This is a genomic window from Bacteroides sp. BFG-606 (assembly GCF_024788145.1).
Classification (GTDB): domain Bacteria; phylum Bacteroidota; class Bacteroidia; order Bacteroidales; family Bacteroidaceae; genus Bacteroides; species Bacteroides vicugnae.
In genome coordinates this window covers 1,293,548-1,310,614 of the sequence record NZ_JANUIL010000001.1, presented here as the reverse complement: position 1 = coordinate 1,310,614, position 17,067 = coordinate 1,293,548, and the positions used below count along the sequence as shown (strand labels likewise).

Below are 17,067 nucleotides of genomic sequence, written 5' to 3'. Positions count from 1 at the left end.
AAATATCTAATTTATTCATTAATGGATTGGTTGTGTTCGTATATTTTCAGAATATTTCCGTACTGATCTTCTACTTTGGTCACTCTCCCTACGGAATCGTAAGTGTAATACTCTACATTTCCACTTTGATCGAAACGAGCGTATATCGTGCCATCTTCATTATAAGAGATAGCTTCAAAATTGGCTCCTTCGGGGACGAGTGCCATGTAAGAACCTTGACCTAAGGTCGTGACAGAAGTTATATCGGAATACTCCCCCAAATATATAGTGTATATTTTCAGTTTAGAGGAAGAAACACTCTCAACGGTATATGAAGTCTTTCCACCAGAATGAGCAATAACTCCCGAAGCAGTTTCATTGCCGTCCAATATATATAATTTTATGTATTGAACACCTGAAAGAGGAGTTAATTGTGGAAGATTAGCAAACCCGTTGTTGGCAACGTTGAATTTTAAATAGAAAAAATTAAAAAGCTCAAGTTTGTCAAATCTGAATAATGCTTCCACCTCATTTAAAAAACCTCTTAAATAATCGCTGGATTCAGGATAGAGTTTCATAAGCCGTTCATACTCATATACAAATACGCTTAATGCTTTGTAACCATTCTCTTCGATATGTTCATAATAGTTTCTAGCTATACTTAAATCCGGTCTATTTTTTATTATTTCCAACATAAATGAAGAGATCAAGTCATTTTCCGCTGAAGCTAAAAAACGAAGGAATTGTTTATCTTCTATTTCTTCAAAAACTCCTTCTTCTTGATTAAAAAAATACCTATACTTTCTTAAAGACTTCAATACGCTGTTAATTTCAGCCCCATTTACTGTCACATTCGCTCCTTTATATTTGTCACTTACCGCAATTCTGTTCGCATCGCTTTCCATCAATAATTTCCCGTAGTCATCGTAAGCATAGCTTTTCGCTGCCGTTCTTCCTTCAGTTTCTACCCGTAACCGGAATTCCTTTTGTCTAACATAACGATGAGAGGCTTCCACCACATATTTATCATCCCCATAAATAAATAACAGTGTATCAATAACAGCAGAAAGATACACTTTCGGAGTGTCAGGAGTATAAGTCAGTTCTTCCGCCAAAACTATAGATCCCGGCTTTCCCTTCCCATCCGATTGATATCGATATACTGTTTCATTGGTCAGTTTCCCATCAATCAAGTTTTGCAATTTTATTACAGGAGAAAGCAAACGAGCTTCTTTCATTTTGATAAAAACAGAATCTGCCACATTTGCCATGTCCATTACCCGTTTTACAACCTCGATCCGTTCAATACCGTCCGATCCAATACGAACAATACGAGTAGGAAACATAGACTTCTCATTATCATAGAAATACTTTGTCTGATAATACGGGGTATTTCCGTTATTCCTGTATTCCACTTCTTCCTTTAAAGCAATTTTCCAGCTATGCTGCAAATAATAGAGTTTGTCAGTATTCGTTGGAGTCAGGCGTGGCTTAATGTTACATTCATAAAACTCTTCTCCTGTCAAATAAGCAGTTCCTTGATGATTGTAAAAACTCCTCAATTCATCACCATCCAAATAAAAATTAGAAGGCTGTATTTGCAGAAGTCTATTTTCCCTGTCCGCATGTACATCATAAATATACCTAACTCTTTTTAACAACTCTCCATCGACATTGTACATCTGTTTTTCTGTCAGTAACCCGTTCAGCCAATATGGATAGTTATCAGTCGTCGACGAAGGAGAAACCACCTGATAATGGTAGACAGTGCTACCTTTACCAGAAACTATCTCCGCCACGCATGGATAATAAAAACCATTATTACCCGTATTTATTATCGGATGTCCTTCCGGCTGTACACAGTCATAAACAATTATGTCGCTACACATAGGATAAGTAATAGTAACCTTATTGGAAAAGTTATAATACACACTCACCCCCATTTGGGGATAAGCATAAAAAATAGTATCATTCCGTGCACCCTCCATGTCACCGAACACCAACGATTTTAAGCGTATTCCCCCTACTATGGTATTTCTTGCCCTATTTCTTTCATAACAGATCCCTATCTTTCCGCCGCCGGACAAGGCTATACTTTTCAAAGACTTGACCATAGCATATTCTTCACATACCTCATCTTCTTCATTTTGTGCAACAGGATATCCCCAAAGATCTTTTCCTTTCTCTTTCCAACCGGAAAAATCATCCTTATCATAATAATCAAACTTTGTGATGGATATTTTTCTGCCGTTCTTATCTAGGAAAGCCAGTTCTTTCAGAGGGGATACTGAACCCATCGAATATGACGACAGCAATTCCATATTTCGGTTATGCAAACTAACAGAAGATAAAGTAGAGGAAGAATGATAGGCAAACTTGATTACATATTCAGAAGAAGTAATCCTATCAAGCAACGGAGAAAGAACGGAATAACTGCTTCCTCCACTTATTTCTTTTGTCTTAATATACCGGACCTCAGATAAATACGATTCTATACAAAATGCCGCTCCATCCAAATAGCTACTAGCCATATCCGCATGATATCGATCACCACCAGACATATTTCTGCAATATTTTGCCATACTTTCCAGCGCTTCTTTCAATTGCTTTGAAAAGTTATCCATTTGAGATATATCAGATAATAATCCGACAATTCTGGCATTCGTTTTTATATAGCCGCTGTTAAGTGGCTGGATAACGGACAGACCGTATTGGTTAAAATCTCTCAATTTTGAATTCAAGTCTTCAATACTCATCTGTAAAGAACACATGCTCAAGTGAAATTTAGCCTTCGAAATGGAAAAGTCAAACTCCGACCGATATTTACCAAAATCAAAAGGTTGTTCTTTTACAGGACTGCCGTATGTGTAATTCATCTTGTAGGAATCATATACATCCATTACATATACATCTTCATCGGAAAATCTGTAAGTATCTCCATTGTAATAGAAATCGATTGGCGCACCGTTATATGGAAGTATTCGGGTAAGATACCACGCAGAGGTATACTCTGTACTAATACCATTCGAAGTGGATACATTCACATATTTGACATCTTTATGTTTGGCTTCCTGCCGGTAAATATACCGGTCTCCGTTATTATCCGTAATCACCCAACCGGTAATGTTCGCATAACCACCCTCACACTCGATGTGGACATCTGTCTGTTCCAGCGGAAGAGCGTATACATGAAAATCTTCATCCATCTGAATAATAAAATCGACCTTCTTTCCGTTGAATACTGCAGTAAAGATATCGCTTTCTCCATCCCGTTTGCGAAGCCCCACACTTTTGGCATCCTGTTCCAGAGGAGTAGTAAAGTATTCATTATTAATTAAATATCCTCTTTCCTCATCAGCAAATCCGCCACGCATTGTGCGGGTAACAATTCCACCGACATTGAGCGACCAGTTGTATCCGACCAAACCATAAGGGTCACTCACCTTCACCCCTTTTCCTACATAATCCAATGAAATAGGTAATTCATAATCACCGGATTTCAGAGTATACAGAGGAACCTTATAGTGAAACAATCCCGTTGCATAATCCACCACTACATTTTTTCCCTCCGTCAGATTCTGGACATCTGGTCCAGGAAAGAAGTCCTGAGCTTTCACAGATACGCCCACCAATATACATAATAATAATGCGTACAGTTTCTTTTTCATCATAAGTTTAATTTTTATATCTTATTTAGTTTTTGTTTATTTAAAGGATGTCGAAAGTCTGAGAAGTTATTGTTAACCTTCGACACCTTCATGATATTTTACAAATTCATCGCGTTAGCGCCCAAAACTCCTGCCAAAGCTGAAGCCACTGCGATAACCACTTTCAGGATCATGTCCCATACTGATTTCTTCATTGCCATCATTTACCTCCTTTCTGTTCTTTAATGTGTTGTGTTACTCTGTTTTTCTCCGTACTTCCAATCTCATCAGTTCTATCGGCAAATGCTCCGAACTCCTTGAATTCCTTTGCCACCTCAAAACACGGACACGATTTAATCCACTCTTCCGGTTCTATCTCACCATTCCCATTGAGATCGGGCGAAAGATCCCGGTGTCCGCATACCCGGCAGCCGGGGAATTTCCTTTGCAACTGCTCAACAAGTTGCCGGAGGGTAGCCCGTTGTGCCGGAGTCCGGGTATCTGCCGGGCGTCCCCGGCAGTCCAGACCACCTTCATAGCAGATACCTATTGAATGAGTATTGAAACCTTTTGCGTGTGCTCCGACACGTTCGATTGCTCGGGTGAGATGCACTGTTCCATCCTTGCGGATATAATAGTGATAGCCTGTTCCGTTGAATCCGCGACATCGGTGCAAACGGTCCAAATCTTCCGGAGAAAGTGTACAATCCTCCCTCGTGGCGCTGCAATGCACCACAATCAAGTTGATAATCCTCATGTTAGTGGATGATTTCTAGTTTAGTTAAAAGTCAAATGTTTAGTTAAGCCTACGAAGTTTGTCATTTACATTTTGTGTACTATTCACTGCTGTGACACCATTTATGCAGCCGGATCGGGTGCTTCTCCACCTCCTTCATTACCGCCTCCACCGGGCTTGTCGCTTCCACCGGAGTTACCGCCTTCCGCACTACCCGCATCGGAAACAAGTTTATCATAACGAGCACACTTCGCACCGGTCACCATCGAACGGGTAGCGGTAGTGCGGTCAAGGTTCCTGGTAGTCGCCGGTTGGAATCGGACGGTAAGCGTAGCCTGTGCAGCCGACACTTCGTCAGAGGTTTCCACACCTTTGCCGCGAGCCACCATCACCATACGGAAGGTACCAAGACCGTCCACGCTTACGCTTTCCGAAGATTGTAAGTGTTGCCCCATCACCGTCACTAGGTTGTCGAGTGTGTTTTTTACGTCACCCGGAGAGAGGGAAGAGTAGGCTGCTATTTCTTTCGAAAGTTGTGCGGAATCTACGTTTCCCGAACGTACAACTCGGGGATAGAAGAGTTTTTTACCGCTTTTTTTGTCTTCCAGAGTTGACTGGAAGGGTTTGTACAATACTGGCATAATTGTAATAGTTTTTAGTCGTTAATAATTCTAGTTAGTCTGTGTCTTTAAGCTTATCGACAATGCAAATATAAGACCTTATTTCTGTCTGTGCAAGAGATTTTAAAAGTGTGCGTTAATAAATTCGTTAATATAAAAATCTGTTATTATATTACTAATTTACAAAATATTATATAACAAAAAAGCATCACAACCCTTATTAATTCAGTTATTCAGGACACTCAACAAATAATGACCGGGCAGTTTGATCTTTCCGGCACTTGCCCGAATGACGCCGAACCCCTTCCAAACTTTACCACCGATTTCTCCGTAATTACTTTTCAGCACGATTGCATACTGTTCGGAGGGAGGAATATGATAAAGACGAAGGTTATCCAACAGTCCGGAAAGGTTGCGCGGGTGTCCGTCAGCAGGAGCTTGCATCCGGTCAATATCCGACTGTGTCAGTTCGTGTTTCTTCTTCGCCGGTTTTCTGTTAGAAAAATCTCCTCCCTCTTCTTCCTCATCCCCTCCTTTGGGCAAAGGAGGGTTAGGGAGGATGTTTTCTTTCCTTTCTTTTTCTTTTCTTTTTATGAGGGTGCTTTTTGTTGCAGTACCCGGGGATTCTGTTACAGTATCGAGGGTTTGCGTTACAATATCCGGGGTTTCTGCAACAGCATCCGGAAGGGTGGAGTGTACGGTTTCCTCATCCGGCAGCAGACAATAGTCCGGAGAAATATGACGGCGGCTGCGACGTTTAGTGATAAAAAGGAACTGCCGCTGAATGTCGGCGGAAGTCAGGATGCCGTAACGTTCGTAGAGAGAGGAATCGAAGAAACCGTACTCCACAAACAGATGAAGCACCCGCCGGACACTATCGTTATCCGTGCTGAAGAGCTGGTCGGAGAGTTCGTCATAGAAGTCATCGTCGACATGAATATAATAACCCTCGCCCGAATATAGATAAGACAGGGTATAGAGCAGGATTGTGAAGGCGGAATCGCCTTCACGCTTCATCACACGGCGTACGACACGGTCGTGCATAAAATCGGTATTCAAAGGGAAATAGTCAAGCCCTTGTTTTATTCGTCCCATGATATAAATTGTTTTTATAAATCAGTCTGCCAATTCTTATTTTAATCCTGATTTTGATTCTAATTCCAATTCAAAGACTGATCCGGATTGGGATTCAGAACCTGACTCGGGTTCAAACTCCGATTCACGGACTTTCCGCCTTTTCCGTTCAATGCTGGCAGCTACGGTTTCAAGGGCATGCAGAATAAGTTTCCGTCGCAACGCGGGATCTTCCGTAGAGGTAATTACCGGATAACTGCTTTCCCTGTTGCATGCCAGGGAGCATTTCTCGTTCTTCCGGTGGTTCCGGCTGACAGTTTTACGACATTCTTTACAGTAGTTGCCGGGAAGACCGGTTTTCTTATTGATATAAAAGGCACTTGCCGGAAGAGAGCGTTTGCAACATCCGCAAACGCATAGTGTTTGTACTTTTGAGCTTTTCATTTTGTTATCCAATTATAAATTATAAATACTAGTTTCTATCAGTCAGGTCTGTAATCATTCAAATACGGAGTATTCGTATACAATATGTTATCCTTTTGTTATCCTATTGCCAGGTATTAACATCTGGCGTCTCAGATATTAATGGTTAGAGAAATAGCTATTAACACTTGAGGAAATAGCTGTTAACAGGTATCAGCAAGCTTTCCGCAGGCGGCGGATGAGAAATTTTCAAGGTTTCGGTGTTTTTCTTGAAGTTTTGCATGGCATATCCGTTTTTAATTTATATTTTTGAAACGTTTTCTATTAATCAATGGGACAAAGATAGAATATTTTTTCATAAATAAAACAGCGATTTTCATTTTTAATCTTAACTATTTTACAAGTCATTGATTATAAACATATAGTAAACACTTTTTTTAGTCAGCCATTTTATAGCTGCCATTTATAAATCCGGGATTAGTCTTTTAAATAAAAAAACAGAATGGATACAAATTTGGATGTATTAGGTATCATCAAGCGTGCCAAACAGGCATTGAACTTAAAGAGAGACAGTGAACTAGCTGAATACCTGGAAGTTTCGAGAGCAACAGTAACCAATTGGGGAGCACGAAACAGTATTGATTTTCGTCTGCTGCTTGACAAATTCGGGGACAAAGTGGACTACAATTGGTTATTATTGGGAAAAGGGAATCCGAAACACCAGTCAAGATATTGCGAAAGCGAACTGGTGCAGGGAGAAGTCGAGATTATACACAATCCGAAAACACCCGAACCAATAGACGACCGTAGCGTGACATTATACGACATTACGGCAGCTGCGAACCTGAAAACATTGTTCACCAACAAAAAGCAGTATGCACTGGGAAAGATATTGATTCCGAATATTTCCGTCTGCGACGGAGCAGTCTACGTCAACGGAGACAGCATGTATCCTATATTGAAATCGGGAGATATTATCGGATACAAGGAAATTAGCAGTTTCGACAACGTGATTTACGGGGAAATATACCTGGTGTCGTTTATGATTGACGGAGACGAGTATCTGGCGGTGAAGTACGTGAATCGTTCGGAAAAAGAAGGGTATTTAAAGCTCGTGAGCTATAATACTCATCATGAGCCGATGGATATTCCATTCGTGTCCATCAATGCGATGGCAATTGTGAAGTTCTCCATCAGGAGACACATGATGATGTAAGGTCCACCACAGAGGACGCAGAGGACACAGAGGTCTTTTTCTTCCTTGAAACTCTGTGTCCTCCGTGTCCTCTGTGGTAAAATCAGATTTCTTCCCCCTTCAGCGTAGCCGAACTGGCTTCCGTGACACGCACATTGACGAAATCACCGACACGGTGCGTACCTCTGTCGAACACCACCACACGGTTCTGCTCCGTACGGCCGAACAGCTGGTCGCGCGAACGCTTGGAAACTCCTTCTACAAGCACTTCATACGTTTTACCGATGCAACGCTGGTTGGATTCGGCAGACAGACGGTTCTGCAAAGCGATAATTTCGTTCAGGCGGCGCACTTTCACCTCTTCGGACACATTATCTTCGAGATGCTTCGATGCATACGTTCCCGGACGTTCGGAGTATTTAAACATGAAAGCAGCATCGTATCCACATTCTTCCATCAGCGAAAGTGACAAGGCATGATCCTCTTCCGTTTCAGAATGAAAACCGGAGAAAATATCGGTAGTCAATCCGCAATCGGGAATGATACGTTTGATAGCTGCCACCCGGTCCAGATACCACTCACGGGTATATTTACGGTTCATCAGTTTCAGAATACGCGAACTGCCGCTCTGCACAGGCAGATGGATATGTTTACACACATTGGGGACTTGCGCAATTACTTCCAACGTCTCATCGCTCATGTCTTTCGGATGGGAAGTTGTGAAACGAATACGCACTCCCGGAGCAGCTTCAGCCACCGTTCGGAGCAACATCGGGAAAGTAACCACTTCGCCTGTCGGTCTTTCAAAACGGTAAGAGTTGACGTTCTGCCCCAACAGGGTGACTTCCTTATAGCCTTTCGCCACGAGGTCTGCCACTTCATTCAGGATGCTTTCTACGTCACGGCTACGCTCGCGTCCACGAGTATAGGGCACGATGCAATAGGTGCAGAAGTTATTGCAGCCACGCATGATGGATACAAAACCCGAAATATGATTGCCGCAGATACGCGACGGAATCACATCCCGATAAGTCTCGGTAGTAGAAAGTTCCACATTGATTGCTTTTTCACCGGTTTCTACGGCGGCAATCAGGTCGGGCAACGTCAGGTAAGCATCCGGCCCCACAACGAGGTCGACATGATGATTCGTTATCAGATCATCCTTTACCCGTTCGGCCATACAACCCAATACACCTACAATCAGGTGCTTTTTCTTTTTCTTCAGCGAGTGGAAAAACTCCAGGCGATTCAGAATCTTCTGCTCCGCATTGTCGCGGATGGAACAGGTATTCATAAACACGGCATCGGCTTCCTCCAGCGTTTCGGCTACGGAATAACCCGCCATTTGCATCACCGAGGCAATCACCTCACTGTCGGCTACATTCATCTGGCAGCCATAGGTTTCGATAAACAACTTTTTGTTGTCATCATTCATTTCAGTTGCGGATTTAAAGTCCGCTCCCGTTAATTCATTCATACTCAAATCTTAGTTTAAAAATTCGGATGCAAAGATACGGCTTCGCTTTCAATAAGTAGTGAATTGATATCAAAATAACGCAAAAACTTATGATTTGGCAAGCAAATTTGTAATTAATGTTAAGGGAATAAACATTTTTAGGCGATATGCTTGGCAAATTTAAATTTATTTTTCACATTTGTGCAATGAAAGAAACATTAGATTTTTTCATAGTTAAGGTTTAGGTTAAAAAAATTAAGGGGAGCTGTGAAGCTGCCCTTTTTTCATACTAAAAAGTTAGCCTGAACCAGATAAAATACGTAACTTTGGCAGATAACTAATTAGCAGTGAAACACAATGGAAGATTTTTTGAAATTTCTCTTGATAGCAGGTGTCATTCTTGTGGGAATATTCAAAGAGGTGAATAAGAATAGTAAATCGAAAAAAGCTAAGAATAAACGCCCCGTTTCCCCGATGCCATCCCCCGTTGAAGTAGCTCCGGATGCAGTTCCTATGCCCGAGGCATGGGGCGGCCCCAAGTCGCTGGAAGAATTGTTCCAGCCTAAACCTATCGAACCGCCAACCCGGAAAAAGCATTCACAACAGACGCCACCCGGAAAAGTTCCGAAGCAGAAAAAGAAAAGAGAAGAAGTTTCCGTTGCCGCATCCCTGGCAAACAGTGCCGCGCAAGATCAATTGAACAACAGGCAAGGTTCTCATTACGACGCTCTCAACAAATCATCCGATAACAACGAAGACTTCACAATTCATTCGGCAGAAGAAGCCCGCCGAGCCATTATCTGGGGGGAGATACTTCAACGGAAATACTGACGGAAATTATAAAGACATATATTTCAGGCACGGATTACACGGATTACGCTATTGCTTTATGCAATCCCTAACTTTCCGAAAACCGTGAAATCCGTGTAATCCGTGCCTGAAATTTTAATAAGATATCGAATTATTAACCGATAAAATATCAACTGTATTTTAACACGAAATTTACTATTTATGTCATTCAATCGTATTTCGGCAGCGGAAGCTGCAAGCCTGATCAAACATGGCTACAACATCGGCCTAAGCGGATTTACTCCCGCCGGAACGGCCAAGGCTGTAACAGCCGAACTCGCAAAAATTGCTGAAGCAGAACATGCGAAAGGAAACCCGTTTCAAGTAGGAATTTTCACAGGCGCATCAACAGGGGAATCCTGTGACGGTGTACTGTCACGCGCCAAAGCCATCCGCTACCGCGCTCCTTATACTACCAACGCCGACTTCCGCAAAGCTGTGAACAACGGAGAGATTGCCTACAACGACATACATCTCTCACAAATGGCACAGGAAGTGCGCTACGGTTTCATGGGTAAAGTGAACATAGCCATTATCGAAGCCTGCGAAGTGACTCCCGACGGAAAGATTTATCTGACTGCCGCCGGTGGTATTTCGCCGACTATCTGCCGTCTTGCCGACCAGATTATCGTGGAGTTGAACAGCGCACACAGCAAATCCGGTATGGGTATGCACGACGTATACGAACCGCTCGACCCGCCTTACCGCCGCGAAATACCGATCTACAAACCGAGTGACCGTATCGGACTGCCTTACGTTCAGGTAGACCCGAAAAAGATTATAGGCGTAGTGGAAACCAACTGGCCGGATGAAGCGCGTTCTTTCGCTGCTGCTGATCCGTTGACCGACAAAATCGGACAGAATGTTGCCGACTTCCTTGCTGCCGACATGAAACGCGGTATTATCCCGCCTAGTTTCTTGCCTTTGCAATCGGGTGTAGGAAACATCGCCAACGCCGTACTCGGTGCATTGGGACGTGACAAAACGATTCCTGCATTTGAGATGTACACAGAGGTTATCCAGAACTCCGTGATCGGATTGATTCGCGAAGGACGTATCAAATTTGGTAGCGCCTGCTCACTGACTGTTACAAACGACTGTCTGGAAGGTATTTACAACGATATGGATTTCTTCCGCGATAAATTGGTTCTCCGTCCGTCGGAAATCTCAAACAGCCCGGAAATAGTACGCCGTCTCGGTGTCATTTCCATCAATACAGCCATCGAAGTTGACCTGTACGGCAATGTAAACTCTACCCATATCGGCGGAACAAAAATGATGAACGGTATCGGTGGTTCGGGCGACTTTACCCGCAACGCTTACATCTCTATCTTTACTTGTCCGTCTGTGGCCAAAGAAGGTAAGATCAGCGCCATCGTACCGATGATATCCCACCACGACCACACAGAGCACGATGTCAACATCGTTATCACCGAGCAAGGTGTTGCCGATCTTCGTGGCAAGAGCCCGAAAGAACGCGCACAAGCCATCATCGAAAACTGTGCACATCCTGACTATAAAGAGCTTCTTTGGGATTACCTCAAGCTGGCCGGTAACAGAGCACAGACTCCGCACGCTATTCAGGCTGCACTGGGCATGCACGCAGAGTTGGCTAAAAGTGGCGATATGAAGAATACCAATTGGACTGAATACGCAAAGTAAATAGAATATAGAATTTACAGTATTCGATTCAAAACAAGTATAATTGTATTCTCTGGTAAACAAAATCCAACTATTTTTGTTTATTAGAGAATACAATTATATCTTTGTAGAAGAATCAATAAGTTACTCCTATGAAACAGTTATTCACCACATTCTATCAACTTAAAGAACGGGTCTCTCTGGATTTCATCAGATACCTGTATCATGAAATTCGTTGGAACAATCGACTGATAGCTATAACAGGTGCACGCGGAACAGGAAAAACTACCCTGATGCTTCAATACATAAAAGAGCATTACCCCGGCTATGGCAATGAAGCACTCTACGTTTCATTAGACAATATATGGTTCACCACTCATTCATTATTTGAACTGGCTGACGAGTTTCAGAAAATGGGAGGAAAAGCTTTGTTTTTGGACGAAGTACACAAATACCCCACCTGGTCAAGAGAAATAAAAAACATCTATGACAGTTATCCGGACATAAAAATAGTATTCACAGGATCTTCTTTATTGGAAATACACAAAGGCGAAGCAGACCTCTCAAGAAGGGCTGTTACCTATCATCTTCATGGCCTTTCTTTCCGTGAATTCTTACTATTCGAATATGGATATAAAATGGAAGCACTTACACTTTCTGATATTCTGAACCGACATATCGAAATGGCCATGAACGTAAACAAACAGTTGAAGCCGCTTGTAGCGTTCAACGAATACTTAGCTTACGGCTATTTCCCTTTTTATAAAGAAGATAAAATATTGTATCATGAGAAACTATTAGCCACCCTGAATACAATTCTGGATGTAGATCTACCTTCTACTGAAAAAATAGATTATTACTCCATTGGTAAAATAAAAAAACTATTTGCCATACTCGCCGGACTTGTACCCTATATTCCCAATATATCAATGCTTAGTAAGGAGATAGAAGTCAGTCGTATCAGTCTGTTGAATTATCTATCCTATCTCCAAAAAGCCCAAGCCATCCTACTACTTGACAAAGAAGCTTCCGGCATCAAACAACTGGCAAAACCGGAAAAAATTTATTTAGGTAATACAAATTATGCATACGCATTGGGAGGAGAAAAAACAGATATAGGAAATGTCCGGGAAACATTCTTCTTTAATCAAACAGTCGTAAAACATAAGGTTACCTATTCCTCCCAAATAGATTTCACATTGAATGAAACATATAATTTCGAAATAGGTGGTAAAAACAAAACTCAAAAACAATTAGCGGGAGTGGAGAATGGATACCTAGCCCTTGATAACATAGAAATCGGATTCAACAACGAGATTCCACTTTGGTTGTTCGGGCTAATGTATTAACATAGCCTATTTCCCGATAATCACCTCACACACCTTATCCTGAAACGCTCTCGCTTTAGCAGCCGAAAGCACATTCTGGTTCATAATGGCAAATGCCACTTCATGCCCGTTCTTCATCTTCAGATAGCCTGCAAGCGCATTTATTGCCGTAAACGAGCCTGTTTTGGCATGAACATTCCGGAAAGCGGGAGTACCTTTCATCCGGAATTTTAAAGTTCCGTCCACCCCGCCAACGGGAAGTGATTTATACAACATCTGAAACACTTCTGTTTGCGAGTACGCATATTTTAGAAAGTCGACCAGCAGAGCAGGGGAGAGGTAATTATAATTAGACAATCCGCAACCGTCGGCAATCTTATAGTCTTTCGGATCATGCCCCAGGCAGCGGATCAGCTTCATTATTTCGACAATGCCATCTTCGGCAGCTACTTGCTTCTTTCCCGTAGCCTGCGCTCCCAGGCGACAGAGAAATGCTTCCGCATTGAGGTTATCACTCTCTTTCATCAACTGGTTCAGCACTTTCTGCACGGAAGTGTTCCAGCAAGCCATACGCTCCACTCTCACACTGTCGCGAGGCAATTCGGCAAAACCATACGATTGGGGAGTGGTGATTCCTTTCCCACGAAGGCGTTCCAGAAAAGTGTGCATAAAGAAACGGGGGGAATCGTAGATGTTGACATCATCTTTCCGGATCGAAGTGACATTGCCCGAAACAAGGAGATTGTTTCCATTCGTCAGCCAATCTCTCGTGAAAGAGAATTTCCCGGCAGAAGAAGTGCGTGTCTTTGTCTGATTCGTTACTGTATAATAAGAAGATACAGGTTGGCAGGAAACACTTGCCGCATCGCCCTGCACGGTGGAGGGAACTACGGAGACCTGTACAGTCCCTTTGCAAAACATCAATGGAGAGAGATAAGGCTGATAACCCGCAGGCGTATCGTCCCAGGCCCATCCGCTGCCCCAATAAAGGGAGTCTTTCATTGAGACGTCACCATATACCTGACCGTTAATGACCGAAAAAGGAAAAGTGATTACCTCTTCTATCAATGAATCCATCGACTGGCTATCAAATTCCGGATCAAATCCGCCTACCACATACAGGTTGCCTTGCAAGGTGTCATGTTCTATCACGCCATCATGCCATACTTCCGTGCGGAAAGGCTCGTTGGCTTCGGGGCGGGAGAGTGCGGTAATGGCCGTCAGCAGCTTCATGGTAGAGGCAGGACGGGAAAGTTTCTCCGCACGATAGTTATAAAGCGATTTCTTAGCCGTCAGGTCGTAGACGGATATGCCGACTTCGGATGCTTCGGGGAGCATCTTCTTGATAAGCGAATCTATCCGGGAGAAGTTCTGTTGCCCCCAAAGTGGCAATAAACAAACTGAAAGGGCGACTAATAAAAAACTTTTTTTCATACAACACTGTTTATGACATCAACAAATGATAGTATCTTACATCTATCTATTTCAAGTTTTTCTCTACCTGTCCAAGAAGCGAACCAGAGCCATAGCCGGACCATACATCCTGGATTTTTCCATCAGGGGCAATCAATACATAATGAGGGATTCCCCGTACCTGATAGTTCAGGGCAAGACCGGTACGTCCTTTACGAAGTTCGTTCCACTGGTTACCGCCCATTCCTTTCGTCTTGATATACTCTTTCCAACGTGCTTTCGGGTCCTCACTAATACTAATCACAGTCATTTTATCCTTATACAGATCCATCACCTTCTCCATTTCGGGTATCGACTCCACACAAGGACTACACCCGCTACTCCAGAAGTCGAGCAAGATGAACTTCCCCTTGAACTCTGAAATATGACGGAGAGAACCACTCACATCATACAAGTCCCCATCCACCATCATATCTCCAATTCCCACCGTAGAGGGAGGAAAAACATAGGCTGTAATCTCCTGTCCGTCATCCGTTTGCTTATCGGCTTCCGACATCCGGGCATAGAGTTTTTTCACCTCTTCTTTATAAGGCATGATGGTTTCATATTTCATCATGGAAGCAAATAGCAATAACCTGTCCATCCATACCGGGGAGACGGGCGCTTCTTCCATGTATTCCATTTCCTTTTTCCAGATTTCCTGCTGCAACGGCATTGACAGTTTCCGGATAGAATCTATCTTGGCCCAGGCCTGACTTTCAAACTCCCGGTCGCCCGGATGATCTATGAACATCATCCGTTGCCAGTCATATTCTGCCGCCATGTGCTGCATCAGTTCTTTCTGTTGGGCCATCGCGCAAGCCGTAAAGCGGTTTTCTTCCTGCTGTTCCGGCACATCGCTTACTACTTCCCATGTTTTCACTAGTTTGTCCTGCCCCTTGATTTCGATGTATTCTCCCGGTGCGATCCACACTTCCAGCCATGTACCCGGGAAGCCCCGGTTATCAGACATAATCAGCATTTTCCGCGTGGTAGAAACCGTGTCGCGGAAAGAGAACTGCCCGCTCATAAGCGTATCTCTCCATACACAGTTGAGAATACTTCCGTCTTCCTCATACAGACCAATCACAATGCTGTCGGGAAGATTAGCCAGTTCGCCCTGAATCAAATATTCATTTGCAGCAACTGACGCTTTACGGTTGAATGTACAATGACACATCACCATACAAGCTATTGTCAATAAGACCGGAGTGATTATATATTTTTTCATCATCTATTCGATTTTATAAGTGAGATATCCTAGTCCATGAATCAGATAAGTATCTTAATCAATGCACAATGTCAGATATCAGAATCCGTTTATAAAGCCTCGCGGAAGATTTCTCCTACCGTGGGATGCGGGAAAACAATCTTTTTCCATTGCGCTGCTGTCAGTCCGAGTTCAATGGCAGTCCCCGCAAGAGTGATAATCTCCGAAGCGGGATTTCCCAATACATGAGCGCCAATCACCCGTTGCTGTTCATCCAGCAGTACTTTGCAAACTCCGTTCACACCTTCATTCTCCGCCACAAAACGGCCGGAGTAAGCCATCGGAAGTTTGATAACCTGATAATTGATTCCTTTCGTTGAGGCCGATTCCTCCGTTTCACCCACTCCGGCAATCTCCGGATTGGTATAGACTACGCCCGGAATAGCCCGGTAGCTCATGGTGTCTTCTTTCCCCAAAATGGAATGTACGGCAACTTCTGCCTCACGAACGGCCGTATGGGCGAGCAAAGAGAATCCTGTCAGGTCACCACACACATACACACCCGATACAGAAGTCTGCATCTTTTCATTGACTCTGATAGTGCCACGCTCTGTTTTCTCCAGATTCAGGTTTTCGAGTCCGAAACCTTTCGTCACAGGACGGCGACCGACGCTCATCAACAGCTTTTCTGCAACGACACTACCGTTTCCCTCTGCATTTTCATAAGAGACAACAGCTCCTTCTTCCGTTTGCGACAAGCCGATAACTTTCGTACCAAGCAGGAATTTAATACCACGTTTGGCATATTCCGCACGGAGCAAGGCGGAAAGCTCTTTATCCATTCCACCCAGAATTTCGTCCATCATCTCAACCACCGTCACCTGTACTCCCAAACTGTTGAAGAACGATGCAAACTCCATCCCGATCACTCCGCCACCGACAATGGCGAGAGAAGCCGGCAATTCCTTACTATCCAAAGCATCCCTGTGCGTCCAGTAGTTCACTGCATCCACTCCGGGAATAGGGGGAATAAAGGTTTCCGAGCCTGTACAAAGTATCAGGTTCTCCCCTTCGTAAGTCTCTTCTCCGCAACGAACTGTATTTTTATCAATGATCTGTGCTTCTCCCGATACGATCGTCACATTGTTGGCAGTCAGCTTTGCTTTCACTCCCAGCACCAGTTTACGCACTACCTTACTTTTACGTGCTATAATCTTAGGCAAATCGAAAGAGACTTCCGGGATATTGACTGCATACTTTGACGCATGTTTTGCACTGTCATAAGTCTTTGCCGAATACAGCAACGTTTTCGTAGGAATACAGCCTTCATTCAGACAGACACCACCCAGACTATTCTTTTCGATAAGCAATACGCTCAAACCGCCTTTACCGGCAGCTTCGGCAGCCGTATATCCCGCAGGACCGCCACCGATGATAATTACTTGATATTTCATAGT

General features: G+C 43.4%; 14 protein-coding genes. 4 read left to right on the top strand and 10 right to left on the bottom strand.

What is annotated here, in order from left to right:
• Positions 1-11: 11 nt before the first annotated feature.
• The 6 genes from NXV01_RS04715 to NXV01_RS04690 form a co-directional block, all read right to left on the bottom strand.
• The gene (locus NXV01_RS04715) at positions 12-3,650 is read right to left on the bottom strand and encodes a hypothetical protein (RefSeq protein WP_259021820.1); all 3,639 of its coding nucleotides are present in this window, start codon (positions 3,648-3,650) and stop codon (positions 12-14) included.
• 95 nt (positions 3,651-3,745) lie between these two features.
• A complete protein-coding gene (locus NXV01_RS04710) occupies positions 3,746-3,841 on the bottom strand; it encodes a smalltalk protein (RefSeq protein WP_005681936.1) in 96 nt (31 codons plus the stop codon).
• Between the two features lie 5 nt (positions 3,842-3,846).
• On the bottom strand, positions 3,847-4,383 hold the full coding sequence (locus NXV01_RS04705) for an N-acetylmuramoyl-L-alanine amidase (protein WP_259021819.1): 537 nt from the start codon (positions 4,381-4,383) through the stop codon (positions 3,847-3,849).
• Positions 4,384-4,484: 101 nt separating this feature from the next.
• Entirely contained in the window at positions 4,485-5,003 is a 519-nt protein-coding gene (locus NXV01_RS04700; protein WP_120079432.1) for an HU family DNA-binding protein, read from the bottom strand.
• 204 nt (positions 5,004-5,207) lie between these two features.
• Positions 5,208-6,077, bottom strand: a complete 870-nt coding sequence (locus NXV01_RS04695) for a DUF4373 domain-containing protein (protein ID WP_259021818.1) — start codon at positions 6,075-6,077, stop codon at positions 5,208-5,210.
• A gap of 36 nt (positions 6,078-6,113) precedes the next feature.
• Positions 6,114-6,500, bottom strand: coding sequence for a hypothetical protein (locus NXV01_RS04690; protein WP_259021817.1), 387 nt, complete (start codon positions 6,498-6,500; stop codon positions 6,114-6,116).
• Between the two features lie 481 nt (positions 6,501-6,981).
• On the opposite strand from NXV01_RS04690, the gene NXV01_RS04685 reads away from it, so the two are divergent.
• Complete coding sequence (locus NXV01_RS04685) at positions 6,982-7,695, top strand: S24 family peptidase (RefSeq protein ID WP_259021816.1); 714 nt, start codon at positions 6,982-6,984, stop codon at positions 7,693-7,695.
• An 82-nt stretch (positions 7,696-7,777) separates the two neighbouring features.
• Here the strand turns inward: NXV01_RS04685 and miaB are convergent, their stop codons facing one another.
• Positions 7,778-9,151, bottom strand: coding sequence for a tRNA (N6-isopentenyl adenosine(37)-C2)-methylthiotransferase MiaB (gene miaB / locus NXV01_RS04680; protein WP_148367735.1), 1,374 nt, complete (start codon positions 9,149-9,151; stop codon positions 7,778-7,780).
• 336 nt (positions 9,152-9,487) lie between these two features.
• On the opposite strand from miaB, the gene NXV01_RS04675 reads away from it, so the two are divergent.
• From NXV01_RS04675 to NXV01_RS04665, 3 genes are all read left to right on the top strand, one after another.
• Positions 9,488-9,961: a ferrichrome ABC transporter substrate-binding protein gene (locus NXV01_RS04675; protein ID WP_148367734.1), complete on the top strand. Its 474-nt coding sequence runs from the start codon at positions 9,488-9,490 to the stop codon at positions 9,959-9,961.
• A 180-nt stretch (positions 9,962-10,141) separates the two neighbouring features.
• A complete protein-coding gene (locus NXV01_RS04670; protein WP_259021815.1) occupies positions 10,142-11,641 on the top strand; it encodes an acetyl-CoA hydrolase/transferase family protein in 1,500 nt (499 codons plus the stop codon).
• Between the two features lie 131 nt (positions 11,642-11,772).
• Positions 11,773-12,969, top strand: coding sequence for an ATP-binding protein (locus NXV01_RS04665; protein WP_148367732.1), 1,197 nt, complete (start codon positions 11,773-11,775; stop codon positions 12,967-12,969).
• Positions 12,970-12,975: 6 nt separating this feature from the next.
• Here NXV01_RS04665 and dacB read toward each other — a convergent pair whose 3' ends face one another.
• The 3 genes from dacB to lpdA all read right to left on the bottom strand — a co-directional run bounded on the left by dacB (position 12,976) and on the right by lpdA (position 17,064).
• Positions 12,976-14,382 (bottom strand): D-alanyl-D-alanine carboxypeptidase/D-alanyl-D-alanine-endopeptidase, encoded by a 1,407-nt coding sequence (gene dacB, locus NXV01_RS04660; RefSeq protein WP_259021814.1) that lies wholly within the window; start codon positions 14,380-14,382, stop codon positions 12,976-12,978.
• 46 nt (positions 14,383-14,428) lie between these two features.
• Positions 14,429-15,631 (bottom strand): TlpA disulfide reductase family protein, encoded by a 1,203-nt coding sequence (locus NXV01_RS04655; RefSeq protein WP_309569313.1) that lies wholly within the window; start codon positions 15,629-15,631, stop codon positions 14,429-14,431.
• An 89-nt stretch (positions 15,632-15,720) separates the two neighbouring features.
• On the bottom strand, positions 15,721-17,064 hold the full coding sequence (gene lpdA, locus NXV01_RS04650; RefSeq protein WP_258978907.1) for a dihydrolipoyl dehydrogenase: 1,344 nt from the start codon (positions 17,062-17,064) through the stop codon (positions 15,721-15,723).
• Positions 17,065-17,067 lie beyond the last annotated feature (3 nt).